This window comes from Pseudomonas sp. FP603, from assembly GCF_030687415.1.
Taxonomy (GTDB): domain Bacteria; phylum Pseudomonadota; class Gammaproteobacteria; order Pseudomonadales; family Pseudomonadaceae; genus Aquipseudomonas; species Aquipseudomonas wuhanensis.
On record NZ_CP117431.1, the window covers coordinates 3976615 to 4003310 of the forward strand.

Consider the following 26696-nt stretch of genomic DNA (forward strand, 5'->3'; position numbering starts at 1 on the left):
TGCCATGCCCGCCTCATCCGCCGCCCAGAGCCAAGCCAGCGACAGTACAGCCCAGACCTTGTCCCTGCTCGATGAAATCATCGCCAAAGGCCGCATGGCCCATGACGACAGCCAGCAGGATTACGCCCGCGACATGCTCGCGGAATTCGCCACCCAGGTACTCGACGAAGGCATGGCCATCGACAAGGACACCGTGGCGATGATCAACGACCGCATCAGCCAGATCGACGAGCTGATCAGCGCTCAGCTCAATGAAGTGTTGCACCACCCGGACCTGCAAAAACTCGAAGCGTCCTGGCGCGGCCTGCACCTGTTGGTGAAGAACACCGAGACCAGCTCCCGGCTGAAACTGCGGTTGCTCAACGTGACCCAGAAAGAGCTGCAGAACGATCTGGAAAAAGCCGTCGAGTTCGACCAGAGCGCACTGTTCAAGAAGATCTACGAAGAGGAATACGGCACCTTCGGCGGCCACCCGTTCAGCTTGCTGGTGGGTGACTACACCTTCGGCCGGCACCCGCAAGACATCGGCCTGCTGGAGAAACTCTCGAACGTCGCCGCAGCCGCTCACGCGCCGTTCATCGCCGCCGCCAGCCCTCGACTGTTCGACATGAACAGCTTTACCGAACTGGCCGTGCCGCGTGACCTGTCGAAAGTCTTCGAAAGCCAGGAACTGATCAAGTGGCGTTCGTTCCGCGAAAGTGAAGATTCGCGCTACGTGTCGCTGGTGCTGCCGCACTTCCTGCTGCGTCTGCCCTACGGCCCTGACACCTCACCGGTGGAAGGCATCAACTACGTCGAAGACGTCAACGGCAGCGACCACGGCAAATACCTGTGGGGCAATGCCGCGTGGGCCTTGTCGCAACGAATCACCGAAGCTTTCGCCAAGTACGGCTGGTGCGCAGCGATTCGCGGCGCCGAAGGCGGTGGTGCGGTGGAAGGGCTGCCGGCCCATACCTTCCGCACCACCTCGGGCGATCTGTCGCTCAAATGCCCGACCGAAGTGGCGATCACCGACCGTCGCGAGAAAGAGCTCAACGACCTCGGCTTCATCGCCCTGTGTCACAAGAAGAACAGCGACGTGGCGGTGTTCTTCGGTGGCCAGACCACCAACAAGTCCAAGCTCTACAACACCAATGAGGCGAACGCCAACGCGCGGATTTCGGCGATGCTGCCATACGTGCTCGCGGCCTCGCGTTTCGCGCACTACCTGAAGGTGATCATGCGCGACAAGGTCGGCAGTTTCATGACCCGCGACAATGTGCAGACCTACCTCAATAACTGGATCGCCGACTACGTGCTGATCAACGACAACGCGCCGCAAGAGATCAAGGCGCAGTACCCGTTGCGTGAAGCCCGGGTGGACGTGACCGAGGTCGCCGGCAAACCGGGCGCCTACAAGGCCACGGTGTTCCTGCGGCCGCACTTCCAGCTTGAGGAACTGACCGCGTCGATCCGACTGGTCGCGACCCTGCCGCCACCGGTAGCTGCCTGACCTGCCTCCCGCCGGCCTAACCCGGCGGGATTCCCCTGCTTATCTAGCACGATTACTTTCAGGAGTTTCATGCGATGGATGCAATCATTCTCGACCTCGGCGGCGACATCAAAGGCGATAGCCTGCTCGAGGGTTACAAGGACAAGATCGAAGTCATGTCCTACAGCCACAACGTGGCGATGCAGGTGACCAACGACGTCAGCAACTCGGAGCGTACCTCCGGCAAGCCGCACATCGGCGAGTTCACCCTGACCAAATTCGTCGACAGCTCGACGCCATCCCTCAATGAGTATTGCTGCGCCGGCAAACCGATCCCGGAAGCTAAAATCACCATCGGCCGCAACGCCGCTGAAGGCAGCGGTCAGCTGATGCCATTCATCATCTACACCCTGACCAACGTCGTGCTGTCCAACGTCAGCGTCAGTGGCGGTACGGGCGGCAAACCGGTGGAAACCCTGTCGCTGAACTTCACCAAGATCAAGTGGGAACTCACCGCCCAGAAAGACGACGGCACCAAGGAAGGCACGGCCGCCTCGACCTGGGACATGGCCGCCAACAAGCTCGTCAAGTAAGCGGACGCGTCGGCCATGGCAGGCACCGGCATGCTCCCACCGTTGTTCGAGCGCCTCGCCGCCAGCGAGGTCGACACTGTGCAGGTGTTCGATCGCCAGGGGCTGCTCGACTCGGTGCACACGGAGTTGCTGCGCCTGTTCAACACCCGACGTGGCCAACGTCCGCTGACCTCCCCGCCGAGCATTCTCGACTACGGCATCGCTGACTGGACTGCCTTGCAACAGCAGCGCAGCGATGACCGTCGTCAGTTGGCGCGGGAAGTGCGCGAGGCCATCAGCCATTTCGAACCGCGCCTGCGGCTGGGCGAGGTCCAGGTCAATCCGGTGCCCGGCCATCCGCAGCAACTGAGCATTCGGCTGGTGGGCGAGTTACGCAGCGGCCAGCAGCACTGGCCCGTGGCATTTGTCATCGAGAAGGTCAGCGATGGCCTTGAGGTGCGTCATGAGCGACTCGATTGACCCGCAACTGCTCGATTACTATCAACGCGAACTGACTTGGCTGCGGCATGCCGGGAGCATTTTTGCCGAGCGTTATCCCAAGGTCGCCAAGCGCCTGGAATTGTCCCCCGGTGAATGCCCCGACCCGCATGTCGAACGACTGCTCGAAGGTTTCGCCTTGCTCGCGGCACGCTTGCAACGGCGGCTCGATGACGACTACGCCGAATTCAGCGATGCCTTGCTCGAACAACTTTACCCGCTGGCCATGCGGCCGTTGCCCTCCTGCGCGATCGTGCAGTTCGAGCCGGACCCGAGCAAAGGCAACCTGGCCGGTGGTTACCCGTTGCCAAGGGACACGCCGCTGTTCGTCACCACCACTAAAGGCGAAAGCATCCACTTTCGCACCAGCGCCGCGGTTCGCTTGTGGCCGGTGGAAATCAACGAAGCACTGCTGCTGGGCAGCGACGAAGCCCAGGCCCTGACCGGTGTGGTGCAAGCGCGCTCGGCCCTGCGCCTGAGCCTGCGCTGCCTCGGTGAAAGCCAGTGGTCGGAGCTGGCGATCAAACAGTTGCGCGTGCATCTGGCCGCCTCCCCGGTGATCAACGCCTGCCTGTATGACCTGCTCGGCGCCCACGCCGTGAAGGTGCTGGCCGGACCCGTCGGCAGCGTGCCAAAAGTGCTGGCGGGGCTGCCAGACATCGTCGGTTTTGCCAGCGACGAAGTGCTGTTACCGGACGAGGACGGCGTGCATCCGGGCATGCGCCTGCTTGCCGAATACTTTGCCTTCCCGGACAAATTCAGTTTCTTCGACATTCCGTTGGCCGGTGCCACCAGCGATAGCCAGACGCTGTACCTGTACATCGTCTTCGACCGCGTCCCGGCCAACCGTCTGCACCTTCAGGCCAGCGACTTCGCCTTGGGCTGTGCGCCGGTGATCAATCTGTTTCCACGAACCTCGGAGCCCCTGCGCCCGGACGGCACCCGCAGCGAGTACCGTCTGGTCGCCGACAGTCATCGGGAAAACAGCGTCGAGATCCACAGCATCCGGGCGATGCGCGCCAGTTCCAGTCAGGGTGTGCAGCGCGTTCCCGCCTATTACGGCAGCCAGCATATCGGCGGCGAAAAGCAATGCTACTGGCACGCGCGACGGGTCAGCGGCATGACCCCGAATCGTCTGGGCACCGACCTGATGGTGAGCCTGGTGGACACCCGGCTCGACCCATTGTCCGAGACCACCGAATACAGCCTCACCGCCGAACTGCTGTGTACCAACAGGCATCTGGCCCAGAGCCTGCCGGCCGGGACGTCACTGGGTTTCGAACGACCGGGGCCAGTGGCCTGGGCCCGCCTGCGCAACCCACCCAGCCCGCAAAGCCTGCCGCGACTGGATGGCGAATCCCGCTGGCGCTTGGTGTCGCAACTGACCCTCAATCATTTGTCGCTGGTCGAGGGGCCACAGGCGCTGGAGGCCCTCAAGGAAATCTTGCAGTTGCACAACCTGCGCGACGAAGCCAGCGCCTTGCGGCAGATTGAAGGCTTGCTCGGCCTTGGCTGCGAACGGGTGATCGCCCATGTCGGCGAAGATGCGTGGCGTGGCTGGCGCAATGGGCTGGAGGTTCAGCTGCAACTCGATCCGCAGCATTTCGTCGGCAGCAGCGCCGTGTTGTTTTCAGCAGTGCTGGCGCAATTCTTTTCACTCTATGCCACGGCCAACCGCTTCGTGCGCACGGTCCTGGTCCAGTCAGACAAGGAGGTCAAGACATGGCAACCCCAAGCCGGCATGCCGCTGTCCCTCTGAGCCTGAGCCAAAAGCTGCGGCGCGACCCGCAGGCGTTCGAGTTGTTGCAGGCCTTGCTGCTGCTGGAGCGCGAACACCCACAAGCCGAATCCCTGGGCAGCGGCACCGCGCCTCAAGCTGAAGCCCTGCGCCTGCGCGGGCCTTTAACGCCGCTTTTTTCCGCCAGCGAGATCGAAAGCCTGACCCAGGAAGCGGGCCAGCAACCGGCGCTGAGTACTCCGGTGTTTGGCCTCGGCGGGCCCGACGGTCCCCTGCCCTACGCCTATCAGGAATGGCTGCAGCAACGGGCCCGCGCCAAGGACCATGCACCGGCCGAGTTCCTCGACCTGTTCCAGCATCGCTTGCTCAGCCTGCTGTACAAGGTGATGCGCAAACACCGGATTGCCGTTGGCTTCACGGCCCCCGGCGCGTCCCCGGTGCAGACGCAACTGCGGGCGCTGACCGGGTTGTTGCCCAAAGCCTTGCAGGAACGTCAGGCCGTTCCCGATTCCGCCGTACTGGCGTGCAGCGCGCTGTTTGCCGACGGTCGTCGTTCCCTGGCCGGCTTCGCCGCGATCGTGCGTGAGCACTTCGAACTGCCAGTAGAACTCAGCGCCTATGAAGGTGCCTGGCGGGAAATCCCACCGGCCAGTCGCAGTCGACTGCAACCGGGCGGGCGCAACCTGCAACTGGGTCGTAGCGCGGTGGCCGGCATTCGGGTCTGGGATGAACACGCCGGCATCCGCCTGACCCTCGGCCCGCTGACCTCGGCGCAGGCGGCGCGATTTCTGCCGGACGGCGAATCCCATCCAGCACTGGCCAGCCTCTGCGCGCTGTATTTCGGCCCCGATCTGGATTGCACCCTGGTGCTGTTGGTGCGCGGTGCCAGTGCGATGAAACTCGGTCGCCAGGCCCCACCCTTGCTCAGTTGGAACGGCGGCCTGCAACGCCAGACCAGCCTCGCCGTGCAACAGATCGAAACCCGCCTTCGTCAGCTGGAGATCACCTGAACATGGAACTGGCCAGCCTGATCGGACGCCTCAACCCGGACAACCGCCGCGCCCTCGAACGGGCCGCGCAACGTTGCCTGCAACGGGGTCATCATTACGTCGAAATCGAACACCTGCTGCTTGAGCTGCTGGACATCGAGGGCGGTGACTTCGCTTACTTGCTGCCGCGCTTCGGTTTGGAACGCGATGCCCTGACGGCGGAAATCAACAAGGCCCTGGAACTGTTCAAATCCGGCAGCACCCGCACCCCGGCGCTCTCGGCGCAAACCATCGGCCTGCTCGAAGACGCAGTGGTTCAGGCCAGCGTGCTTGGCCTGGAAAGCATCCGCTCCGGCTTGCTGCTGTTGGCCTTGCTCGACCGCGACGAACGCCGCAGCCTGCTGCTCAATAGCGCCTCGTCGCTGTTGAAAATTCCGCGGGAAGCCTTGCGCAGCAACCTGCTGGAATGGACCGAAAACTCTCGCGAACACGTCGGCGGTACACGACCCGTCAATGCTGGCAAGCCGCAGCCGAAACAAGACTCGGTGCTCGATCAGTTCACCCAGGACCTGACCGCCGACGCTCATGCCGGGCGCATCGACCCCATCGTCGGCCGCGACGGCGAGATTCGCCAGTGCATCGACATCCTGCTCAGGCGGCGACAGAACAACCCGATCCTGGTCGGCGCGCCGGGCGTGGGCAAGACAGCTGTGGTCGAAGGCCTGGCCCTGCGCATTGCCGCCGGCGATGTACCGCCGTCATTGCAGGAAGTCAGCCTGCGGGTACTCGACCTCGGTTTGTTACAGGCCGGGGCCGGGGTCAAAGGCGAGTTCGAGCAACGGCTCAAAGGCGTGATTGACGCGGTGCGCAGCGCCGACAAACCAATCATTCTATTCATCGACGAAGCCCACACGCTGATTGGCGCTGGCGGCGCGGAAGGCGGCAGCGACGCGGCCAACCTGCTCAAACCGGCGCTGGCCCGTGGTGAGTTGCGCACCCTCGCCGCCACGACCTGGCTTGAGTACAAAAAATATTTCGAGAAAGACCCGGCCCTGGCCCGGCGTTTTCAGTTGGTGCAAGTCGAGGAGCCGGACGAAACCACCGCCGTGGAAATGCTCCGTGGCGTGGCCGCGAAACTGGAACAGCATCACGGCGTGCAGGTGCTGGACGCGGCGATCCACGAAGCGGTGAAACTGTCCCATCGCTACATCTCCGGGCGCCAATTGCCGGACAAGGCCATCAGCGTGCTCGACACCGCGTGTGCCCGGGTCGCCCTCGGCCAGCATGACGTGCCGCCACCGCTGGAAAGCCTGCGCCATCGCCAGCAAAGCCTCAAAGACGAAGTCGAACGCCTGCGTCGCGAACAAGCCACCGGGCTCGATCACCGGGAACGCATCACCCTGCTGGAAACCGAATCCGTGGGTAACGTGCAGGCCATTCGCGAACTGGAAACCCGCTGGAACGAAGAACGGATTGCCGTGCGCGAACTGCTGGAAACCCGCCGCGAGCTGCTCACCTTGAGCGAGCGCGCCGACAACGACAAACCGGACGAAGCCACCGACAGCCGCATCGATCATCTGGCTGCTGAATTGGTGCGACTCGAGGCCGGTCTGGACGCCATTCGCCAGGACGATCCGCTCGTGCCAGAACAGGTCGACGCCAAAACCGTGGCCGCCGTGATCGCCGGCTGGACCGGCATACCCGTAGGCAAGATGCTCGCCGACGAAGCCCACGCCGTACGCACCCTCGGCCAGCGCATGGGCCAGCGGGTCATGGGCCAAAGCACCGCGCTGAACACCATCGCCCAACGCCTGCAAGCCTACCGCGCCGGCCTCACCGACCCGCAAAAACCGGTCGGCGTATTCCTGCTGGTCGGCCCCACGGGCGTGGGCAAAACCGAAACAGCTTATGCGTTGGCCGACGCGCTCTACGGCGGCGAACGCAACCTGATCAGCATCAATCTTTCGGAATACCAGGAAGCCCACACCGTCAGCCAACTAAAAGGCGCCCCGCCCGGCTACGTCGGCTATGGCAGCGGTGGCGTGCTCACCGAAGCGGTGCGGCGCAAACCCTATTCGGTGGTGCTGCTCGACGAAATCGAAAAGGCCCACCCGGATGTGCTCGAAGCCTTTTACAACGTCTTCGACAAAGGCGTCATGGAAGACGGCACCGGGTTGGTGGTGGATTTCAAAAACACTGTGATGTTGGCCACCAGCAACGTCGGGGCTGAGTTGCTGCTCGACACACCGACCGCGCAACTGGGCACCGATGCCTTCAATGAAGCGCTGCATAAAGTGCTGCTGAAAGCGTTTCGACCAGCGTTTCTGGCACGCATGACGGTGGTGGCGTATCGGCCGCTGGATGAGGTGACGCTGGAAGGGATTGTGTTGGCGAAGCTGGAGAAATTGCGTGGGCGGTATAAGGCTGCGACCGGGAAGCAGTTTGAGTTCGATGCCGGGATTGTGCAGGCGGTGTTGGCCAAGTGCAGTGCGGCGGGTGCGAGGGATGTTGAGAACGTGTTGATGACTCAGGTGACTGGGAAACTGGCGGAGTGGGTGTTGGAGTGAATAAAAAAGCGCTGCTTAGCAGGACGTTGGGGAGCCAAACGCCATAAGTAACGTAACCACTCTTTTTAAAGATCATTGAGTAGGTAAGTAATATGTGCACAGGAAATCAATTAGGGCGTGGTGGAAATACGGGGAACGTGCCTTTTGTCGGACTGGATGGCTGGACAATTTTTCTCTCTTCTGAGAACGGGGCCAAACAATTCAACAGTGACCTTATACATATATTCGATGTCCAGTTGCCACAGATGTACGGAGATGAGTACGACATGGACAACGAGCTTAAGCTTCGCCTGGAGAAGCTTGCAATAGAAATGGAAACCTATCGAACGCGCAGCCTCCCTATAGTCATACACTGCAATCACGGACGAACAAGATCCGTCATATGTGTTGCTGTGTATTTGATGTACATTCATGAAATTAGCGCCGAAGACGCTTTAGCGTCTATACAAGCAGCATTTATAGCGGCTGACGATGCCCACTACGACGCCCCCGGAGAAAGAGTAGATAGAGCTCTAAAGATGTATGAAGCATTGAATGGCACAGCGCCCATTAGACGCAGTGCTCGTTCAGCCAGTAAAAAAATATGCACAGGAAACTGTGGCTGAAAAGCTTCTCAATACTAAAAAGAGAGGAGTCGCCTTGAACATTCCCTGGGAACGCACCAAACAGGCTTACTTTGACGATTACGAACATGCAAACAAGTTAAGCAACTCGGAACAGCCCGACTTTAATGTTCTGCGAGAATTGTGTACGGGCCATATCTACAATCACCACTATCGTGCTTCCAGTAAGCGAGCGAGCAGCGCCGTATCTTCGGAAAAAATGGATGTCTGGAATAACTTCTCTCAATGGGCCACCTTCGGTCCTGGAGCCAGGCGCAGGGATAAAAAAATGCTGCAAATCAAAACTTCCGGAGGCACTGACTTCGCTGCTAGCAAGGCCGCAATGGGGGCCTGTACAGGCATCACTGCCATTTATCCATTACCGATCTGAATCAGGGCATTCTTTTGACCGCCGGATCCGATATTTCAGGCTCACTGCTGTATCACTGCTTGAGGTTGCTCAATGCCCCGCACCACCGACAGCAACACCAGCCTCTCCCTCTGCGCCGCCTCGCTGTCGGCGCTTTACCCTGAGTCGCTGTCCGGTGAAGAGGTCCTCAACGCCCTAGGCTCGCACACCCTCGCCGGCCTCAACGACGGCGTCTCCCTCACCCTGACCAATGCCGTCGCCACCCACGTCACCACCACCCTGCACAACGACGCCCTCACCCGTCCAATGGACGCCCTGGTCGCCGAAATCCGCCAACTCCCCGCCGATGCCACCGCCGAGCGCTATCAGCTTGTACTACGGCCATGGCTGTGGTGGCTGACCCTGGCCAGCAACAACCGCGTATTCCAGAACCTCAGCACCTCTGACATCGTCACCACGATTTTCAAGGCTCATGGTTTTACCGATTTCCTGCTAAAGCTCAGCGGCAGCTACACCCCGCGCGAATACTGCGTCCAATACGGCGAAACCGATTTCGCCTTCGTTTCGCGGTTGCTGGAAGAAGAAGGCATCTTCTGGTTCTTCACCCACGAGGACGGCAAGCACACGCTGGTACTGGGTGACAGCAACGATGCCTTCGTGCCCATCCCCAATGGGCCAAAGGTGAATTATCTCGGTCAACAAATGGGCGAGCGTGAATTGCACGGCATCCGCTCCGGAGAGGTCTGCGTGCAGGCGGTGGCCGGGGTGTACCGGGCGACGGATTACGAGTTCACCACCCCGACCACCTCGCTCTACAGCCAGGCCGAAGCAGTCGCCGGGCCGCGGTCGATGTACGAGCACCCGGGCAGCTACAATGCCAAGGCGCGCGGCGATGCGCTGACCAAGCAGCGCGTCGACGGGTTGCGCAGTCAGGAGAAGCGTTTTGTCGGTGAGAGCGACTGCCGCTGGCTCGTGCCGGGGCACTGGTTCACCCTCGCCGGGCACGATGATTCGACGTTGAACATCGATTGGGTGGTGACGGCGGTCACTCATGAAGCCAGCCACGATGACTATCGAAACCGCTTCGAAGCGATCCCGAAAGCCACGCCCTTCCGCCCGGTGCGGACAACGCCCAAACCGCGAATGCACACCCAGACCGCCATGGTCGTCGGCAAGTCGGGCGAAGAAATCTGGACCGACGAATACGGCCGGATCAAGTTGCAGTTCCCCTGGGATCGCGATGGCAAGAACGACGAAGCCAGTTCCTGCTGGGTGCGGGTGGTGCTGCCCTGGAGCGGCAAGGGTTTCGGCATGCAATTCGTGCCGCGCATCGGTCAGGAAGTGATCGTGACGTTTATCGATGGCGATCCGGATCGACCGCTGGTGACCGGTTGCGTCTACAACGGTGACAACGCCCTGCCCTACGCGCTGCCGGCGAATCAGACCCAGTCCGGGATCAAGACCCAATCGTCCAAGGGTGGCGGCGGTTTCAACGAGTTGCGCTTCGAGGACAAGAAGGACGCCGAAGAGGTGTTTTTGCAGGCGCAGAAGGACCTGAAGATCAATGTGCTCAACAACACCACCGCCACTGTCGGCCATGACGAAACCCTCACCGTGCAGAACGCTCGCACGCGCACGGTCAAGGACGGCGACGAGACCGTCACCCTGGAGAAAGGCAAACGCAGCGTGACCATCCAGACCGGCAGCGACACGCTCGATGTAAAGGACAGTCGCACGGTGACCGTGGGGGCGGACCAGACCCACAGCACCGGTGGCAATTACACGCACAAGGTCACCGGCGATTACAGCCTGACGGTGGACGGCAACCTGACCATCAAAGTAACTGGCACCCTGACCCTGCAAAGTGGCGGCAGTTTCACGATCAAGAGCGGCGCCGATCTGGCGGCCGAGGCCAGTACGTCGATCAGCCAGAAGGCCGGAACGTCCCTGAGCAATCAGGCCGGCACCTCGTTGGAGAACAAGGCCGGCACGACCATGACCAACGATGCCGGGATCAGCCTGACCAACAAGGGCGCCGCTTCGCAGACCGTGGATGGCGGCGGCATGCTGACCATCAAGGGTGGTCTGGTGCAGGTCAACTGACAAGGATAACCCATGGCCATCACGCCACTGGATTTGCAGCAGAACGATAAACACCTCAAAGGTCGCTTGCTCGATGGCCAGCTCGACGGTGCACTGAACATCAAGGATGACGGGCGCGTGCAAGCTGATTTGCACTACAGCCAGGGCGAACTGCAAGGCACCACTTTGCTTTACCACCCCAATGGCAAGGTCTCGGCGCAGCTGCCGTTTGTCCATGACAAGCTGCAGGGGGTTGCCAGTTTCTATGCCCCCGAAGGCAGCCTGCAGCGCAAGGCGACTTACCGCCGAGGGCTGCTGCATGGCGAGGCGTTCAATTACTTTCCCGATGGGCAACTGGCGGAGGCCGAGTTCTATCGCAATGGCGTTCGCGACGGGCGTTATCAGCGCTTTCATCCCAACGGCAAACCCGCCGTCGAGGCCCATTATCTCAATGGCCAGTTGCTGGAGCCGGAACAGGGCTTCGCCGCCGATGGGCGACCGCTGGATGCCGAGGGTAAACCGATCTCAAGGGTTCGCTGGTGGTTCAGGCGCTGGAGTGATCCTGCCCAAGCCTGAGTCTTGCATTGATGTCATGGCCTCTTCGCGAGCAAGCCCGCTCCCACACGTTGATCGTGTAAGTCAGGGAATCAGCATCTGCATCTGCCCCGGCATGACGATTTTGATCACCCCAGCCCAGTTGCACATCAAGGTGCTGTTGGCATCGATGGCCGGCATGCCGCCCAGCAGCAGGGTCGGTGCGCCGCCGGGAATCCAGGGGGTGGCGGTGGCCGGGATGCAGGGCATCGGTGTCAGTACGCCAAGCGCTGCGGCGGTGGCGGCCGCGACCATCGGGTTGGCCATGCTCATGCACGTGCCGAACGGCATGACGTTCACCAGCGGAATGTGGTCCATGATGTTCGCCGCCGGCATGCCCCCAGTCAGCGTGCGATTCACCGGCAGCACGTTGAGTACCGCTGGCGCCGCGCCGAAACTGCATTGCAGGGTCGCGGTGGCGCAAACTTGCGGACAGCCCATGTCGAATCTCCTTCCTGGAAGCGATGCTCCCTGAACCATAGTCCGCCGCGCCTGTTCGCGCACATCAGGAACGCTGATTATCCGGCAACACGCTAACCTATAAGACCGAACCGTGCTTGTGGCGACCCCGGCGCACCATTAGATTAGCCAATGATGTCTGGCCTCCAAAATAAGCAGAAGGGATAAGCATGGCGCTTACTGACCAGTCCACCCGTATCCGCTCCGGCGAAGAACTCGATGCCAGCCTGATCGATCCGTACCTCAAGGCGCACATTCCGGGCCTGAGTGGCTTGCCTGTGATCAGCCAGTTTCCGGGCGGTGCGTCGAACCTGACTTACCTGCTCGAATACCCCGAACAGGAATTCGTCCTGCGTCGGCCGCCGTTCGGTCACAAGGCCAAGTCCGCCCATGACATGGGCCGCGAATTCCGCATCCTCAATCAGCTGCGGGACGGTTTCCCCTATTGCCCCAAAGCCTACGTGCACTGCACCGACGAATCGGTGATCGGCGCCGAGTTTTATGTGATGGAACGGGTCAAGGGCATCATCCTGCGCGCCGAACTGCCGCCGGAACTGGGGCTCGATTCGGCGAAGACCGAAGCCCTGTGCAAGAGCTTCATCGACAAATTCGTGGAACTGCACCGGGTCGACTACAAGGCCTATGGCCTGGGCGACCTCGGCAAACCCGAAGGTTATGTAGCGCGGCAAATCAAAGGCTGGAGCGAGCGCTACGAAAAAGCCCTGACCCCGGATGCGCCAAAGTGGGAAGCGGTAAAGGCCTGGCTCAACGACAAGATGCCGGCCGATCACCCGACGTCGAGCATCGTCCACAACGACTACCGCTTCGACAACGTGATCCTCGATCCCGAGAACCCGATGCAGATCATTGGCGTGCTGGATTGGGAGTTGACCACCCTCGGCGACCCGCTGATGGACCTGGGCAACACCCTCGCCTACTGGATCGAAGCCGACGACCCGGCGCCGGTGCAACTGATGCGCCGCCAGCCAAGCCACGCTCCCGGCATGCTGACCCGCCGTGAGTTCGTCGATTACTACGCCGAGCGCGCCGGCATCCAGATCGACAACTTCGACTTCTACTACACCTACGGCCTGTTCCGTCTGGCCGGCATCGTGCAGCAGATCTACTACCGCTTCTTCCATGGTCAGACCCAGGACAAACGCTTCGCGCAGTTCATTCACATGAACAAACTGCTGGAGCAGATGAGCTTGCAGGTCATTCAGAAATCCAGCCTCTGATCAGGCCCCATAACAAGGAAAAATCATGTCAAAGACTCAGTTGTTCGACCTCGACGGCAAGATCGCTTTCGTCTCAGGTGCCAGTCGCGGCATTGGTGAAGCCATCGCCAAACTGCTGGCGCAGCAAGGCGCCCACGTGATCGTTTCGAGCCGCAAGCTCGACGGCTGCCAGCACGTCGCCGACGCAATCATCGCCGCCGGCGGCAAGGCCACCGCCATTGCTTGCCACATCGGTGAGATGGAACAGATCACCCAGGTCTTCGCCGCCATCCGCGAACAATTCGGGCGCTTGGACATCCTGGTCAACAACGCCGCGACCAACCCGCAGTTCTGCAACGTACTGGACACCGACCTCAGCGCCTTCCAGAAAACCGTCGACGTGAACATTCGCGGCTACTTCTTCATGTCGGTTGAAGCCGGCAAACTGATGCGCGAACACGGTGGCGGCAGCATCATCAACGTCGCCTCGATCAACGGTATTTCGCCGGGGATCTTCCAGGGCATCTACTCGGTGACCAAGGCTGCCGTGATCAACATGACCAAAGTCTTCGCCAAGGAATGCGCGCAATTCGGCATCCGTTGCAACGCCTTGCTGCCGGGTCTGACCGACACCAAATTTGCTTCGGCTCTGGTGAAAAACGACGCCATTCTGCAAACCGCGCTGCAGCAGATTCCGCTCAAGCGTGTGGCGGATCCGAGCGAGATGGCAGGGGCGGTGTTGTATCTGGCGAGTGATGCTTCGAGCTATACGACTGGGGTTTCGTTGAATGTGGATGGTGGATTTCTGTCCTGATTTGGTTCTGCGAATAAACCGAAGGCTGCCTCAGGGCTGCCTTTTTGTTTTCAGCACTCACCACTGATCGTTCCCACGCTCTGCGTGGGAATGCCTCACCGGACGCTCTGCGTCCGCTCTTTGGGGACGCGGAGCGTCCCTGACTGCGTTCCCACGCAGAGCGTGGGAACGATCAGATTCCCGCAAGAATATTTATTCCACAATTTGCATATTGGGAATTTTTGTTCCATAAATAGCCCTCCTGAAAATAAAAATCCAAAGGACCCCGGCTATGCGCGAACTCGGTATCGGACTCATCGGCACAGGTTTCATGGGCCGCGCCCACGCCTTGGCCTTTCGCAACGTCAGCGCCGTTTTTGAATTACCGCTGAACCTCAAACTCGCCGCCCTCGCCGACGCCGACCCGCAACGCGCGCGCCACTGCGCCGACGCCTGGGGCTTCGATACCGCTCACAGCGACTGGCAACAGCTGATCAATGACCCCAAGGTCAACCTGATCGCCATCACCACCCCTAACCATCTGCACTACCCCATGGCCATGGCCGCCCTCGCCGCCGGCAAGCCGGTGTACTGCGAAAAGCCGTTGGCGGTGAACCTCGAACAGGCCAGCGCAATGCGTCTGGCTGCTAAAGCCGCAGGCGTGGTAACGCGGGTCGGTTACAACTACCAACACAACCCGATCATCGGTCTGGCTCGCGATTTGATCCAAAGCGGCGCGTTGGGGCAGATCATCAGTTTCCAGGGCGAATTCAGCGAAGACTTCATGGCCGACCCCGTATCACCCTGGTCCTGGCGCTGCGACGCCAGTTACGCCGGCGGTGCCTTGGCGGACCTGGGCAGTCACTTGCTGGCCATGGCCCGTCATCTGCTGGGCGACGTCGAGGCGGTGTGCGCGGATACCCAGACCGTACATGCACAACGCCCCGCAACGTCAGGTGGCCAGGAGCAACGTGAGGTCGCGGTCGACGATCAGGTCCACGCGTTGCTGCGATTCGCCAACGGTGCGCGAGGGACGTTCAGCAGCAGCTGGCTCAAACACGGTTACAAGAATCACCTGAGTTTCGAAATCAGCGGCACCCAGGGCACCCTGGCGTTCGATCAGGAACGTTTGAATGAACTGCGGATGTATCGCGCAGGGCAAGGCGGTTTCCAACGGCTGCTGGCCGGGCCGGATTTACCGGGTTATGCCGCCTTCAGCCCGGCGCCGGGGCATCAGTTGGGTTACAACGAACTCAAGACCCTTGAAGTGCATGAGTTGGTGATGGCGCTGGCCGGCCTGGGTCAGGACGGGACAGATTTCGAACAAGCGTGGGAAGTCGAACGCTTGGCGACGGCGATTCGTTTGGCGGCACTAGAGTCGCGGTGGGTCAGGATCGAGGAAGTCTGACCCACCACTCAGGCCACACCCGCCAGTCGCGCAGTAGGCAACTGGCGGTACACACCATCACGCCGGAGCAAACTTACTGAGTGACACAACGGGTCATGGTAGTGGTCCGGGTCACCTGCCCTTCAGCCCTCACCTCACCCTGCACTTCGGTGTTTTCGGAGGTCTGACAGGTACGAACCGGTGGCGGTGGCGGCGCAGCGGGTGGTGGAGGTGGCGGACTGGCGCAACCACCCAGAATCGCCGCGCAGAATGCGAGCGACAGTGGCGAAAAAGCACATTTTCCAAAACTGTTCATAGGCTGACCCGCGGTAAGTGATCGACATTTTCCGCGACTCGAAAACCACCCCGCGAACCCGCGGCCCTGTCACAGAAAAGAAATACCCTCGCATTCCTTATAGCTTAGCTACCCGCCAATGCCAGAAAGACAGCAACCACTCCATTACCGCAGGCCTGCGGGATATGACGCCTAAAGAGCGGAGGATCGATTCAAGCCACTGCTTTCAAGCTCATAGCGCAGCTCTTCAATCAACGCCGCCACTGCCTCCGGCGTCCGGAGCGTCGCCACGTTCAACCCGCTGACCACCAGATCCACCTGCCCTGTCGCCGGATGGTAAAGCTTCACCGTCAACGAATTATCCCCGGCAAGCGCACACTCACAGGCCAACGGCAAAAAGCTCCGCTCCAACTGCATACGCAATTGCACCAGGTCACTCATCCCGACTCACCTTGGCGACAGCGTAAAATCGACTGCCCGCTTGTTCTTTTCGCACCCATGAGGTTGTTCCTTCAGCTGCATCGAAGAGGACGCGATACCGGGCCCAAGCCACGTCTCGCACCCCGACAGCCTAGAAAAAGCCCCATATGATCAACACATGAAATTGCACCACCCGCACTAGTGCATTTGCACCTTAACGTTGCCCCTTGATCCGCTTCACGCCGGAGAACAGACCTCGCTCGCGAGCCCAGACAATCGCCTCGCTACGGCTATGCACATCGAGTTTGGAATACACCGTCGACACATGATTGCGCACCGTATTGGGTGCCAGCTTCAGACGCGCAGCAATCTCCTTGTCAGCCAGGCCTTCACAGATCAGGCCGAGCACATCGCGCTCCCGGGCGGTCAGGTCGGTGAACGACACACTGGGCAACTGCGGCGAATTGACGTTCTTCACGTTGGCGAGTTTTTCGATCAGCGTGCGGCTGAACCAGGACGCATCTTTCATCACCTCTTCGATCGCCGACACCAACTCCAGCTCGGTGCGTTTGCGCTCGGTGATGTCCATCAACACCAGCAGGTAGCAAGAGCCATCCTGAATGTTCACGGTGTCCGCCGAGACCGCACAATCAATCAGCCCGGCATCCTTCCTGCGCACCCGAACATCGACACGATCCACCCGCCCGCTTTTCTCCAGGGTCGCAAACAGTCGCGTGCGAGCGCCCGCGTCATCAATGAAGCCGAGTTGCGCCACGGTCTTGCCGAGCACTTCATCATTGGGAAATGCGAGGGACTCGAGGAAGGCTTCGTTGACGTCCATCACCACTTGGTCGGCGGCGCGGCACACCAGGATCGGCACCGGAGTGAGGCGAAACGCTTTGGCGAACCGTTCCTCGCTCTGGCGCAGGGCGATTTCGGCCTTGTGCCGAAGCTCCATGTTGACGAAGGAAAACAGCATGCAAGCTTCGTCGTTGAGCTCAAGCGGTTGCCCGGCAACGATCACCTGCTTGCTGCCGCCGTCGGGCAATTGCAGTTCGGCCTGCATCTGCGGAATGGTTGCCCCGTCACGCAAACGCTGCTTGGCCAGATCCTTGTTTTCAGCGCGCTCCAGCACATCCAACTCATAGGTCGAAGCGCCGATCACCTGATCACGGGCATAGCCAGTCATTTCCAGGAAGCCCTGGTTGACTTTGATGTAGCGCAAATCGCTGAGGCGACAGATCACCGCCGGGGCCGGGTTGGCATTGAAGATCTTTTCGAAACGCTGCTCGGCGCTGGCCCATTCGGTGACGTCGTTCATGATCAGCACCAACGACTCCGGCTCACCGGCGCGGTCGGCCAACACCATGCTGCGCACGCTGTGGACCCAGGTGCGCTCATCGTTTTCGACTGGCGTCAACTCGATCAGCACATCGCTGAACGTCTCGCCACGGGCAACGCGGCTGATCGGATAATTCTCCGGCGCTACCGGGTGATTGTTGCGATAACGCAAGGCAAACCGCTGCGCGTACTCCTTGGCATTGGCGCCCAGTTCACCGATCCGACTGACACCGTGCATGGCCAGCGCGGCGTCATTGGCCCAAAGAATGGTCTGGTCGAGCTCCAGCAAAATCACCCCATCGGACAGCCCGGCAATGATCTGCTGCAACTGGCGGCGATTGGTTTCGGTGGTCAGGATGTCCTGGCTCATTGGATCTCCACAATTGCGGCGGCACCTTTGCGCACGGCCCAGTGAAGATTACGACCGCAGACGCTTGCGATAGTGCAAAGCCGGCACCCGCTGCCCTCCCAAAGTAGCCCTATGCTCAATAAGGAAAGAGTGGTTTAGTGCCGTTCTTTGATTATCTGGAGAGTTGCCATGGTGTTTGATTCTCTTCATTTCACCCCCTGGTCCGCCCTCGTGGGAGGGGCGCTGATCGGCGTGGCCGCAAGCGTAATGGTGGTGGCCAACGGGCGGGTTGCCGGGATCAGCGGGCTGTTGGGCAGCCTGCTGGAGCGTCATGATTCAGGACGGGGCGAAAAGGCCCTGTTCCTGCTCGGACTGTTGGTGGCACCGCTGGTCTGGGCGCTGTTTCATGCATGGCCGGTCATCGAATTCAAAACCGGTGCGGTGGGCCTGATTGTCGCCGGATTATGCGTCGGTATCGGCACTCGTTACGGCTCCGGCTGCACCAGTGGCCACGGCGTGTGCGGTATCTCGCGCCTGTCACCGCGCTCCATTGCCGCCACCTTAAGCTTCATGTTCACAGGCTTCGTGACAGTGTTCGTCCTGCGTCATCTGCTGGGGTAAGTAACATGCGCAAACTGACCGCTTTCCTCGCCGGCCTGCTGTTCGGCATCGGCCTGTTGCTGGCCGGCATGGCAAATCCGGCCAAAGTTCTGGGTTTTCTGGACATTACCGGTCTATGGGATCCCTCCCTGGCGCTGGTCATGATCGGGGCCATTGCCGTGGCTTGGGCGCCGTTCCACTGGGCCATGAAACAACCGACGTCCTTGCTGGGGGCGCCGATGCAGTTGCCGGTCAGCCGTGAGCTGGACCGACGCCTGATCGGTGGCAGCCTGCTCTTCGGCGTCGGTTGGGGCATTGCCGGTATCTGTCCCGGTCCGGCGCTGGTGTTGCTACCGACGGGCCACTGGCAGGCCTGGGTTTTCGTCATCGCCATGCTGGCGGGGATGCTGATCTTCAAAGCGTTGCAAACCCGCCGTTGAGCATCCCGCCAACGCAATGAGGCTATCGAACAACCGATGCCTCAAGCCGCTCGCTTGCCACTGGCAATCGCATCCGAAGCCGCCAGCATCGCCCGCAACAACACTGCACACCCTGCGGCCAGGTCATCCGGCGCGGCGTTTTCGATTTCGTTGTGGCTGATACCGCCCTCGCAAGGCACGAAAATCATCCCGGCCGGGCCGAGCTCGGCGAGGAAAATCGCGTCGTGCCCTGCCCCGCTGACGATGTCCATGTGCGACAGCCCCAGCCCTTGCGCCGCGCCGCGTACCGCTTCGACGCAGCCCTTGTCGAAGTACAGCGGCGGGAAGTCGGCGGTGGGAGTCAGTTCAAAGGTCAGGCCGTGTTCCTCGCAGGTGGTTTCGATGACTTCGCGGACTTCGGCGATCATTGAATCGAGTCGCGCCGGCTCCAGATGACGGAAGTCCAGGGTCATGCGCACTTCACCGGGAATCACGTTGCGCGAGCCGGGGTAGGCTTGCAGGCAGCCGACGGTGCCGCACGCGTGGGGTTGGTGGCCGAGGGCGGCGCGATTGACCGCGCCGACGATCACTGAGGCGCCGACCAGAGCATCCTTGCGCAGGTGCATCGGCGTCGGGCCGGCGTGGGCTTCGACGCCGCGCAGTTTCAGGTCGAACCATTTCTGTCCGAGAGCGCCCATCACCACGCCGATGGTTTTGCGCTCGTCCTCAAGAATCGGGCCTTGCTCGATGTGGGCCTCGAAATACGCACCGACGGCGTGGCCGCTGACCTTGCGCGGCCCGGCGTAACCAATGGCGTTCAGGGCTTCGCCGACAGTCACGCCCTCGGCATCGACTTTGGCCAGGGTTTCTTCGAGGGTGAATTTTTCCGCAAACACGCCAGAGCCCATCATGCAGGGGGCAAAACGCGAGCCTTCTTCGTTGGTCCAGACCACCACTTCCAGCGGCGCTTCGGTTTCCACGCCCAGGTCATTGAGGGTGCGCAACACTTCGACCCCGGCCAGCACGCCGAAGCAGCCATCGAACTTGCCGCCGGTGGGCTGGGTGTCGATGTGGCTGCCGGTCATCACCGGTGGCAGGTTCGGGTTGCGCCCCGGACGGCGGGCGAAGATGTTGCCGACGGCGTCGATGCTGACGGTGCAGCCGGCTTCCTCGCACCAGTTCACGAAAATGTCCCGGGCCTGACGGTCGAGGTCGGTCAGGGCCAGTCGGCAGACCCCGCCCTTGACCGTGGCGCCGAGTCTGGCCAGGTCCATGAGCGACTGCCACAGACGGTCGCGGTTGATGTGCTGATGGGTGGATTGCAGAACGTCTATGGCAGCGTTCATGGTGATCTCCTCAGGCAGTTGTTATGGATTTCTTCAGGCAAATTTTTGGTAACTGTGAGGGCGCCATCGCGGGCAAGCCCGCTCCCACAGGGATTTTCAGTGTTCACAAAATCCATGTGGGAGCGGGCTTGCCCGCGATGAGGCCGGTGCTCACACCGCAGATTTCACAGCAGTAGGACTCGGCCGCATCACACTCAACCCGTAATAAATCAGCCCACCAAGGGCCGAACCGGTGAACCAGCCATAGCTGTAAAACCAGCTGAATGCATCGCTGCCCAGCGACAGCAGCGTTAACGCCACCGGCACGCCGAACGCGATAAAGCCGAACCAGTTCCACGCCGGGTAAACGTCATCGCGGTAAAGTCCGGCCAAATCCAGTTGCTGTTTCTTGATCAGGAAATAGTCCACCACCATGATCCCGGCGATCGGGCCCAGCAGGCTCGAATACCCCAGCAACCAGTTGGAATACACCGTCTCCAGGCTTAAATCCGAAACGATCAGCCCGAGCTTTTTCAACAATTCATGAGCCATCAGCGCCAACCCGACCAACCCCGTGAGCATCACCGCCGTGGTGCGGTTGATGTACTTGGGCGCAACGTTCTGGAAATCGTTGGTCGGCGACACGATGTTGGCCGCGGTGTTGGTGGACAAGGTGGCGATGATGATCAGCGCCATGGCCAGTGCGACCCAGACCGGGCTCTGGATATGGCCGATCAGGGTGACCGGATCAGAGACAGTGACACCCACCAGTTTGACCGACGCGGCCGTCATCACCACGCCGAGGGAGGCGAACAGGAACATGGTCAGGGGTAAACCGATGATCTGCCCGACGATCTGGTCCTTCTGGCTTTTCGCGTAGCGGCTGAAGTCCGGGATGTTCAGCGACAACGTGGCCCAGAAGCCGACCATGGCGGTCAGCCCGGCGGCGAAATAACTGGCCACGCCGGCCCCTTCCGGACGCTTGGCCGGGATCGCCAGCAACTCGGTCATCGATACATTCGGCATGGCCCACACCAACAGCCCCACGCCCACCAGCACCAACAACGGTGCCGAGAGGGTTTCCAACCATTTGATCGAGTCCGCGCCGCGAATCACCACCCACAGGTTCAAGGCCCAGAACAGCATGAAGCCGATCACCTCGCCGGTACCGCCAAGGGCCTTCCAGCCATCGAACACCGAGCCGAGAAACAGGTGAATCGCCAGCCCGCCGAACATGGTCTGGATGCCGAACCAGCCGCACGCCACCAGGGCGCGGATCAGGCACGGGATGTTGGAACCGAGAATGCCGAAGGACGAGCGCAGCAATACCGGAAACGGAATGCCGTACTTGGTGCCGGGGAAGGCATTCAGGGTCAGCGGGATCAGCACGATGATATTGGCGAACAGAATCGCCAGCAGCGCTTCGCCCACGGTCAGGCCGAAGTAGGCAGTGAGCACACCGCCGAGGGTGTAAGTCGGCACGCAGATCGCCATGCCGACCCACAGCGCGGTGATGTGCCATTTGTTCCAGGTTCGTTCGCGCACCTTGGTCGGTGCCATGTCGTGGTTGTATCGGGGACTGTCGAGGACATCGCTGCCGGCTTCGAGCTCAAACAAGCCGTCGCGCTCGGTCACTTGCGATCTGATCTGTTGCATGGCCGCTCCACTGTTCTTTTGATTATTTTTGCTCATCAGAGGCTGGCGCAATGCGCGCGAGCCGGACGATGGCCGGAGAAACTGACAACTTTTACGGACCGGCCACGGTGTCAGCGGCGGCATCAATAAACGTGCCGGGTGCCCCGCTTGCGCCTCGGGCAGTGCCATAAAACTTTGCTAACCAACTGATGTTAATCAGCTTTATTTATCCAACTAGCGAGTCCCCGGTCAGTTGCCCTGTCACTCAGGCCGAATGCCAGGCAAGTTGTCCGAACAGTCAGGACTCAATCTGGTGCGTCGATCTTTTTTTGAAAGGTTGCGCATCAACCATAGACCATCCTCAACCGGCTGATTTCACATAGAAAATCTTGACCATATTTCCAACCTGTCAAGTGCGTCAAAATGGTGAGCGGTCTCACCATTTTGGTGATTTTCATTTTTTATCGTTATTTATCAATCAGTTAAAACAGTAATAAGCTTATAAAAAATATTCTTGCTCAATCCACAAACTGCAGCTAGCGTCTATTCTTGACAGCGCTGACAGGAATACACCGATTGGCGTCTGCTTCATATAAAACATCTAGAACCGGCAATAGTCGGTCATGCCTGCGAGGAACTCGGAATGTCTCTGTTGATCCGTGGCGCCACCGTTATTACCCATGATGAAAGTTATCGCGCCGACGTCTATTGCGCTGACGGCGTGATCAAAGCCATCGGTGAAAACCTCGATGTTCCCGCCGATGCGCAAGTGCTCGACGGCAGCGGCCAATACCTGATGCCCGGCGGCATCGATCCGCACACCCACATGCAACTGCCCTTCATGGGCACGGTGGCCAGCGAAGATTTTTTCAGCGGTACTGCGGCGGGATTGGCCGGTGGCACCACGTCGATCATCGACTTCGTGATACCCAACCCACAGCAATCGTTGATGGAGGCCTTTCATCAATGGCGCGGCTGGGCCGAGAAGTCGGCGTCTGACTATGGCTTTCACGTCGCCATCACCTGGTGGAGCGAGCAAGTCCGCGAGGAAATGGCCGAGCTGGTCAGCCAGCACGGGGTCAACAGCTTCAAGCATTTCATGGCCTACAAGAACGCGATCATGGCCGCCGACGATACGCTGGTGGCGAGTTTCGAGCGCTGCCTGGAATTAGGCGCGGTGCCGACCGTGCACGCGGAAAACGGCGAGCTGGTCTATCACCTGCAACGCAAGTTGATGGCCCAGGGCATCACCGGGCCGGAAGCGCATCCGCTGTCGCGGCCTTCGCAGGTGGAAGGCGAAGCCGCGAGCCGGGCGATCCGCATTGCCGAAACCCTCGGCACGCCGCTGTATCTGGTCCATGTCTCGACCAAGGAAGCCCTCGACGAAATCACCTATGCCCGCGCCAAGGGCCAACCGGTTTACGGCGAAGTGCTGGCCGGGCATCTGCTGCTGGACGACAGCGTTTACCAACACCCGGACTGGCAGACTGCCGCCGGGTACGTGATGAGCCCGCCCTTCCGTCCACGCGGTCATCAAGAAGCCCTTTGGCATGGCCTGCAAGCGGGCAACCTGCACACCACCGCCACCGACCACTGCTGCTTCTGCGCCGAGCAAAAAGCCGCCGGCCGTGACGACTTCAGCAAGATCCCCAACGGCACCGCCGGGATCGAAGACCGCATGGCGGTGCTCTGGGATGAAGGGGTGAACACCGGGCGCTTGTCGATGCAGCACTTCGTTGCCCTCACCTCCACCAACACCGCGAAGATCTTCAACCTCTATCCGCGCAAAGGGGCGATTCGTGTCGGGGCCGATGCCGATCTGGTGCTGTGGGACCCGGAAGGCACGCGGACGATTTCAGCCACGACCCATCACCAGCAAGTCGACTTCAACATCTTTGAAGGCAAGACCGTGCGCGGCGTGCCGAGCCACACCGTCAGTCAGGGCCGAGTGGTGTGGGCCGATGGTGATTTGCGGGCCGAGCGTGGTGCCGGTCGGTATGTCGAACGGCCGGCGTATCCGGCGGTGTTTGATTTGCTGAGCAAGCGGGCTGAGATGTGCAGGCCGGTTGCTGTGAAACGCTGAACCTGTACTCCCGATCCGATCGTTCCCACGCTCTGCGTGGGAATGCAGCCCGGGACGCTCTGCGTCCCATTGGAACGCGGAGCGTCCCTTGAGGCATTCCCACGCAGAGCGTGGGAACGATCAGCCCACCAGAGGCAGCACCTCAAATAACCGTGAGGCCAACACCGTGATCAAGACTTTGAACCACCTCCCGCATCCCCATGAGGACGCGGCCGCCCTCGCCGGCCATTTCACCGATCTGGCGCCGCCACTCAACGACCGTCAGGCGCATCTGGAGGCCTCGCGCTGCCTGTATTGCTACGACGCGCCATGCGTGAATGCCTGTCCAAGCGACATCGATATTCCATCGTTCATCCGCAATATCCATCAGGAAAACGTTCAGGGCGCGGCGCAGAAAATCCTCTCGGCCAACATCCTCGGCGGCAGTTGCGCCCGGGTCTGCCCGACGGAAATCCTCTGCCAGCAAGCCTGCGTGCGCAACAACGCCCAGGAATGCGCGCCGGTGCTGATCGGCCTGTTGCAACGCTATGCCGTGGACAACGCGAACTTCAGCGAACACCCGTTCCAACGCGCCGCCGCCACCGGCAAGCGCATCGCCGTGGTCGGCGCGGGCCCGGCGGGTTTGTCCTGCGCTCACCGCAGTGCCATGCACGGCCATGACGTGGTCATTTTCGAGGCGCGGGAAAAGGCTGGCGGTCTCAACGAATACGGAATCGCCAAATACAAACTGGTGGATGATTACGCGCAGAAGGAGCTGGAATTTCTGCTGGGGATTGGCGGGATCGAGATTCGCCACGGGCAGAAACTCGGCGACAACCTGAGCCTCAGCGAACTGCATCAGCAATTCGACGCGGTGTTCCTCGGCATCGGCCTCAACGCCAGCAAACAATTGGGCCTGGCCCATGAAGATGCCCCCGGCCTGCTCGCCGCCACCGACTACATCCGCGAACTGCGCCAGACTGATGACCTGACGCAACTTCCACTGGCCGAACGCTGCATCGTTCTCGGTGCCGGCAACACCGCCATCGACATGGCCGTGCAAATGGCCCGCCTCGGTGCCCGCGATGTGAATCTGGTGTACCGCCGCGGCGTCGAGGACATGGGTGCCACCGCTCACGAACAGGACATCGCCAAGGCCAATCAGGTACGCCTGCTGACCTGGGCACAACCTGAAGAGGTGCTGCTCGACGATCAGGGTAACGTGCGCGGCATGCGCTTCGCCCGTACCCGATTGGTGGAAGGTCGTCTGCAAACCACTGGCGAAACCTTTGAACTGGCCGCCGACGCGATCTTCAAAGCCATCGGCCAGGCTTTCGACGCCGCTGCCCTCGCCGATCCGCTGGCCCGAGAACTCAAGCGTCAGGGCGACCGCATCCTGGTCGACGAACAGCTGCGCACCAGCATTCCCGGCGTGTATGCCGGCGGCGACTGCACCAGCCTCGATCAGGACCTCACCGTGCAAGCCGTGCAGCACGGCAAGCTGGCCGCCGAGGCCATCAACGCTCAACTCATGCTCAACGTGGAGGCTGCGTAAATGGCCGATCTCTCGATTGTTTTCGCCGGCATCAAAGCCCCCAATCCGTTCTGGCTGGCCTCCGCGCCACCGACCGACAAAGCCTACAACGTGGTTCGCGCGTTCGAGGCCGGCTGGGGCGGCGTGGTCTGGAAGACCTTGGGTGAAGACCCGGCGGCGGTCAACGTATCGTCGCGTTACTCGGCGCACTTCGGGCCCAACCGTGAAGTGATGGGTTTTAACAACATCGAACTGATCACCGACCGTTCGCTGGACATCAACCTGCGGGAAATCACCCAGGTCAAAAAGGACTGGCCGGACCGTGCGCTGATCGTGTCGCTGATGGTGCCCTGTGTCGAAGAGTCGTGGAAAAACATCCTGCCGCTGGTGGAAGCCACCGGGGCCGATGGCATCGAGCTGAATTTCGGCTGCCCCCACGGCATGCCGGAACGGGGCATGGGCGCGGCGGTCGGCCAGGTGCCGGAATACGTCGAGCAGGTCACTCGCTGGTGCAAAACTTACTGCTCGTTGCCGGTGATCGTCAAACTCACGCCGAACATCACCGACATCCGCGTCGCCGCTCGTGCCGCCCACCGTGGCGGCGCCGATGCGGTGTCGTTGATCAACACCATCAACTCGATCACCAGCGTCAACCTGGAACGCATGGTCGCCAATCCCGCCGTCGGTAGCCAAAGCACCCATGGTGGTTATTGCGGCTCGGCGGTCAAGCCGATTGCGCTGAACATGGTCGCCGAAATCGCCCGCGATCCTCAGACCCAAGGCTTGCCGATCTGCGGCATTGGCGGGATTGGCAGCTGGCGCGATGCGGCGGAATTCATTGCGCTGGGCAGCGGTTCGGTACAGGTATGCACGGCGGCGATGCTGCATGGCTTCCGGATTGTCGAGGAGATGAAGGACGGTTTGTCACGCTGGATGGACAGTCAGGGCTACGCCAGTGTCTCGGAATTTTCCGGGCGGGCGGTGGGCAATACCACGGACTGGAAGTACCTGGACATCAACTATCAGGTAATTGCGAAGATTGATCAGGAGGCCTGCATCGGTTGCGGTCGCTGCCACATTGCTTGCGAAGATACCTCGCACCAGGCGATTGCCAGCCTCAAACAGGCAGACGGAACGCATAAATATGAAGTGATTGATGATGAGTGTGTGGGGTGCAATCTGTGTCAGATCACGTGTCCGGTGCAGGATTGTATTGAGATGGTGCCGATGGATACCGGCAAGCCGTTTCTGGATTGGAACCATGATCCGAGGAATCCGTACCACGTTGCACTTTAAGCCCTGCGGCGCCTGAACGGACGCCATCGCGGGCAAGCCCGCTCCCACAATGATTTATGTCGTACACAAATTCCGTGTACA

The 26696-nt window shown here is 60.7% G+C and carries 23 protein-coding genes; 18 read left to right on the forward strand and 5 right to left on the reverse strand.

All coding sequences use genetic code 11. The features are described 5' to 3' along the window. Positions 1 to 4 precede the first annotated feature (4 nt). From tssC to PSH65_RS18125, 10 genes are all read left to right on the forward strand, one after another. Entirely contained in the window at positions 5 to 1492 is a 1488-nt protein-coding gene (gene tssC / locus PSH65_RS18085) for a type VI secretion system contractile sheath large subunit (RefSeq protein WP_008067879.1), read from the forward strand. A 74-nt stretch (positions 1493 to 1566) separates the two neighbouring features. After that, complete coding sequence (locus PSH65_RS18090; protein WP_007906301.1) at positions 1567 to 2064, forward strand: Hcp family type VI secretion system effector; 498 nt, start codon at positions 1567 to 1569, stop codon at positions 2062 to 2064. A 15-nt stretch (positions 2065 to 2079) separates the two neighbouring features. After that, positions 2080 to 2523, forward strand: a complete 444-nt coding sequence (gene tssE / locus PSH65_RS18095; RefSeq protein WP_305421593.1) for a type VI secretion system baseplate subunit TssE — start codon at positions 2080 to 2082, stop codon at positions 2521 to 2523. Next, entirely contained in the window at positions 2507 to 4300 is a 1794-nt protein-coding gene (gene tssF, locus PSH65_RS18100; RefSeq protein ID WP_305421594.1) for a type VI secretion system baseplate subunit TssF, read from the forward strand. Before tssE ends, tssF begins: the two co-directional genes overlap by 17 nt. Beyond that, on the forward strand, positions 4264 to 5289 hold the full coding sequence (tssG, locus tag PSH65_RS18105) for a type VI secretion system baseplate subunit TssG (protein ID WP_305421595.1): 1026 nt from the start codon (positions 4264 to 4266) through the stop codon (positions 5287 to 5289). Before tssF ends, tssG begins: the two co-directional genes overlap by 37 nt. A 2-nt stretch (positions 5290 to 5291) precedes the next feature. Beyond that, positions 5292 to 7835 carry a type VI secretion system ATPase TssH gene (gene tssH, locus PSH65_RS18110; RefSeq protein ID WP_305421596.1) on the forward strand — a complete coding sequence of 848 codons (2544 nt, stop codon included), beginning with the start codon at positions 5292 to 5294 and terminating at the stop codon, positions 7833 to 7835. A 266-nt stretch (positions 7836 to 8101) separates the two neighbouring features. Then, on the forward strand, positions 8102 to 8440 hold the full coding sequence (locus PSH65_RS31870; protein WP_370694705.1) for a dual specificity protein phosphatase family protein: 339 nt from the start codon (positions 8102 to 8104) through the stop codon (positions 8438 to 8440). Further along, complete coding sequence (locus tag PSH65_RS18115) at positions 8370 to 8828, forward strand: hypothetical protein (protein ID WP_305421597.1); 459 nt, start codon at positions 8370 to 8372, stop codon at positions 8826 to 8828. Before PSH65_RS31870 ends, PSH65_RS18115 begins: the two co-directional genes overlap by 71 nt. Before the next feature lie 72 nt (positions 8829 to 8900). Continuing rightward, positions 8901 to 10910 carry a type VI secretion system tip protein VgrG gene (gene tssI, locus PSH65_RS18120; RefSeq protein WP_305421598.1) on the forward strand — a complete coding sequence of 670 codons (2010 nt, stop codon included), beginning with the start codon at positions 8901 to 8903 and terminating at the stop codon, positions 10908 to 10910. Between the two features lie 12 nt (positions 10911 to 10922). Beyond that, positions 10923 to 11465, forward strand: a complete 543-nt coding sequence (locus tag PSH65_RS18125; RefSeq protein WP_305421599.1) for a toxin-antitoxin system YwqK family antitoxin — start codon at positions 10923 to 10925, stop codon at positions 11463 to 11465. A 63-nt stretch (positions 11466 to 11528) separates the two neighbouring features. On the opposite strand, the gene PSH65_RS18130 is transcribed toward PSH65_RS18125, so the two are convergent. Then, a complete protein-coding gene (locus PSH65_RS18130) occupies positions 11529 to 11924 on the reverse strand; it encodes a DUF4280 domain-containing protein (RefSeq protein WP_007899527.1) in 396 nt (131 codons plus the stop codon). Between the two features lie 188 nt (positions 11925 to 12112). On the opposite strand from PSH65_RS18130, the gene PSH65_RS18135 reads away from it, so the two are divergent. From PSH65_RS18135 to PSH65_RS18145, 3 genes are all read left to right on the forward strand, one after another. Then, positions 12113 to 13180 (forward strand): phosphotransferase family protein, encoded by a 1068-nt coding sequence (locus PSH65_RS18135; protein WP_305421600.1) that lies wholly within the window; start codon positions 12113 to 12115, stop codon positions 13178 to 13180. A gap of 25 nt (positions 13181 to 13205) precedes the next feature. Further along, positions 13206 to 13973 (forward strand): SDR family oxidoreductase, encoded by a 768-nt coding sequence (locus PSH65_RS18140; protein WP_052964181.1) that lies wholly within the window; start codon positions 13206 to 13208, stop codon positions 13971 to 13973. A gap of 271 nt (positions 13974 to 14244) precedes the next feature. Then, a complete protein-coding gene (locus PSH65_RS18145) occupies positions 14245 to 15360 on the forward strand; it encodes a Gfo/Idh/MocA family protein (protein WP_305421601.1) in 1116 nt (371 codons plus the stop codon). A 466-nt stretch (positions 15361 to 15826) separates the two neighbouring features. Here the strand turns inward: PSH65_RS18145 and PSH65_RS18150 are convergent, their stop codons facing one another. Both PSH65_RS18150 and PSH65_RS18155 read right to left on the reverse strand, forming a co-directional pair. Then, positions 15827 to 16075: a DUF1652 domain-containing protein gene (locus PSH65_RS18150; RefSeq protein ID WP_305421602.1), complete on the reverse strand. Its 249-nt coding sequence runs from the start codon at positions 16073 to 16075 to the stop codon at positions 15827 to 15829. A gap of 193 nt (positions 16076 to 16268) precedes the next feature. Next, positions 16269 to 17765: a helix-turn-helix transcriptional regulator gene (locus tag PSH65_RS18155; RefSeq protein WP_305421603.1), complete on the reverse strand. Its 1497-nt coding sequence runs from the start codon at positions 17763 to 17765 to the stop codon at positions 16269 to 16271. A 168-nt stretch (positions 17766 to 17933) separates the two neighbouring features. Between PSH65_RS18155 and PSH65_RS18160 the strand changes: the two genes are divergently transcribed. Both PSH65_RS18160 and PSH65_RS18165 read left to right on the forward strand, forming a co-directional pair. Further along, positions 17934 to 18365, forward strand: a complete 432-nt coding sequence (locus tag PSH65_RS18160) for a YeeE/YedE family protein (protein WP_305421604.1) — start codon at positions 17934 to 17936, stop codon at positions 18363 to 18365. A gap of 5 nt (positions 18366 to 18370) precedes the next feature. Then, the gene (locus PSH65_RS18165; protein WP_305421605.1) at positions 18371 to 18784 is read left to right on the forward strand and encodes a DUF6691 family protein; all 414 of its coding nucleotides are present in this window, start codon (positions 18371 to 18373) and stop codon (positions 18782 to 18784) included. A gap of 41 nt (positions 18785 to 18825) precedes the next feature. Here PSH65_RS18165 and PSH65_RS18170 read toward each other — a convergent pair whose 3' ends face one another. Together PSH65_RS18170 and PSH65_RS18175 are read right to left on the reverse strand one after the other, a co-directional pair. Further along, positions 18826 to 20109: a Zn-dependent hydrolase gene (locus PSH65_RS18170; RefSeq protein ID WP_305421606.1), complete on the reverse strand. Its 1284-nt coding sequence runs from the start codon at positions 20107 to 20109 to the stop codon at positions 18826 to 18828. Between the two features lie 150 nt (positions 20110 to 20259). Beyond that, entirely contained in the window at positions 20260 to 21744 is a 1485-nt protein-coding gene (locus PSH65_RS18175) for an NCS1 family nucleobase:cation symporter-1 (RefSeq protein ID WP_305421607.1), read from the reverse strand. 622 nt (positions 21745 to 22366) lie between these two features. Here PSH65_RS18175 and hydA point away from each other — a divergent pair. The 3 genes from hydA (at position 22367) to preA (ending at position 26615) form a co-directional block, all read left to right on the forward strand. After that, positions 22367 to 23806: a dihydropyrimidinase gene (gene hydA, locus PSH65_RS18180; RefSeq protein WP_305421608.1), complete on the forward strand. Its 1440-nt coding sequence runs from the start codon at positions 22367 to 22369 to the stop codon at positions 23804 to 23806. Between the two features lie 166 nt (positions 23807 to 23972). Continuing rightward, on the forward strand, positions 23973 to 25340 hold the full coding sequence (locus PSH65_RS18185; RefSeq protein WP_305421609.1) for an NAD(P)-dependent oxidoreductase: 1368 nt from the start codon (positions 23973 to 23975) through the stop codon (positions 25338 to 25340). After that, positions 25341 to 26615 (forward strand): NAD-dependent dihydropyrimidine dehydrogenase subunit PreA, encoded by a 1275-nt coding sequence (gene preA / locus PSH65_RS18190; protein WP_305421610.1) that lies wholly within the window; start codon positions 25341 to 25343, stop codon positions 26613 to 26615. Positions 26616 to 26696: the final 81 nt, after the last annotated feature.

Bases quoted from the DNA above. Each gene is read 5' to 3' on its own strand.
- tssC (WP_008067879.1), top strand. From the start codon at position 5: ATGCCCGCCTCATCCGCCGCCCAGAGCCAAGCCAGCGACAGTACAGCC.
- PSH65_RS18090 (WP_007906301.1), top strand. From the start codon at position 1,567: ATGGATGCAATCATTCTCGACCTCGGCGGCGACATCAAAGGCGATAGC.
- tssE (WP_305421593.1), top strand. From the start codon at position 2,080: ATGGCAGGCACCGGCATGCTCCCACCGTTGTTCGAGCGCCTCGCCGCC.
- tssF (WP_305421594.1), top strand. From the start codon at position 2,507: ATGAGCGACTCGATTGACCCGCAACTGCTCGATTACTATCAACGCGAA.
- tssG (WP_305421595.1), top strand. From the start codon at position 4,264: ATGGCAACCCCAAGCCGGCATGCCGCTGTCCCTCTGAGCCTGAGCCAA.
- tssH (WP_305421596.1), top strand. From the start codon at position 5,292: ATGGAACTGGCCAGCCTGATCGGACGCCTCAACCCGGACAACCGCCGC.
- PSH65_RS31870 (WP_370694705.1), top strand. From the start codon at position 8,102: ATGGACAACGAGCTTAAGCTTCGCCTGGAGAAGCTTGCAATAGAAATG.
- PSH65_RS18115 (WP_305421597.1), top strand. From the start codon at position 8,370: ATGGCACAGCGCCCATTAGACGCAGTGCTCGTTCAGCCAGTAAAAAAA.
- tssI (WP_305421598.1), top strand. From the start codon at position 8,901: ATGCCCCGCACCACCGACAGCAACACCAGCCTCTCCCTCTGCGCCGCC.
- PSH65_RS18125 (WP_305421599.1), top strand. From the start codon at position 10,923: ATGGCCATCACGCCACTGGATTTGCAGCAGAACGATAAACACCTCAAA.
- PSH65_RS18130 (WP_007899527.1), bottom strand. From the start codon at position 11,924: ATGGGCTGTCCGCAAGTTTGCGCCACCGCGACCCTGCAATGCAGTTTC.
- PSH65_RS18135 (WP_305421600.1), top strand. From the start codon at position 12,113: ATGGCGCTTACTGACCAGTCCACCCGTATCCGCTCCGGCGAAGAACTC.
- PSH65_RS18140 (WP_052964181.1), top strand. From the start codon at position 13,206: ATGTCAAAGACTCAGTTGTTCGACCTCGACGGCAAGATCGCTTTCGTC.
- PSH65_RS18145 (WP_305421601.1), top strand. From the start codon at position 14,245: ATGCGCGAACTCGGTATCGGACTCATCGGCACAGGTTTCATGGGCCGC.
- PSH65_RS18150 (WP_305421602.1), bottom strand. From the start codon at position 16,075: ATGAGTGACCTGGTGCAATTGCGTATGCAGTTGGAGCGGAGCTTTTTG.
- PSH65_RS18155 (WP_305421603.1), bottom strand. From the start codon at position 17,765: ATGAGCCAGGACATCCTGACCACCGAAACCAATCGCCGCCAGTTGCAG.
- PSH65_RS18160 (WP_305421604.1), top strand. From the start codon at position 17,934: ATGGTGTTTGATTCTCTTCATTTCACCCCCTGGTCCGCCCTCGTGGGA.
- PSH65_RS18165 (WP_305421605.1), top strand. From the start codon at position 18,371: ATGCGCAAACTGACCGCTTTCCTCGCCGGCCTGCTGTTCGGCATCGGC.
- PSH65_RS18170 (WP_305421606.1), bottom strand. From the start codon at position 20,109: ATGAACGCTGCCATAGACGTTCTGCAATCCACCCATCAGCACATCAAC.
- PSH65_RS18175 (WP_305421607.1), bottom strand. From the start codon at position 21,744: ATGCAACAGATCAGATCGCAAGTGACCGAGCGCGACGGCTTGTTTGAG.
- hydA (WP_305421608.1), top strand. From the start codon at position 22,367: ATGTCTCTGTTGATCCGTGGCGCCACCGTTATTACCCATGATGAAAGT.
- preA (WP_305421610.1), top strand. From the start codon at position 25,341: ATGGCCGATCTCTCGATTGTTTTCGCCGGCATCAAAGCCCCCAATCCG.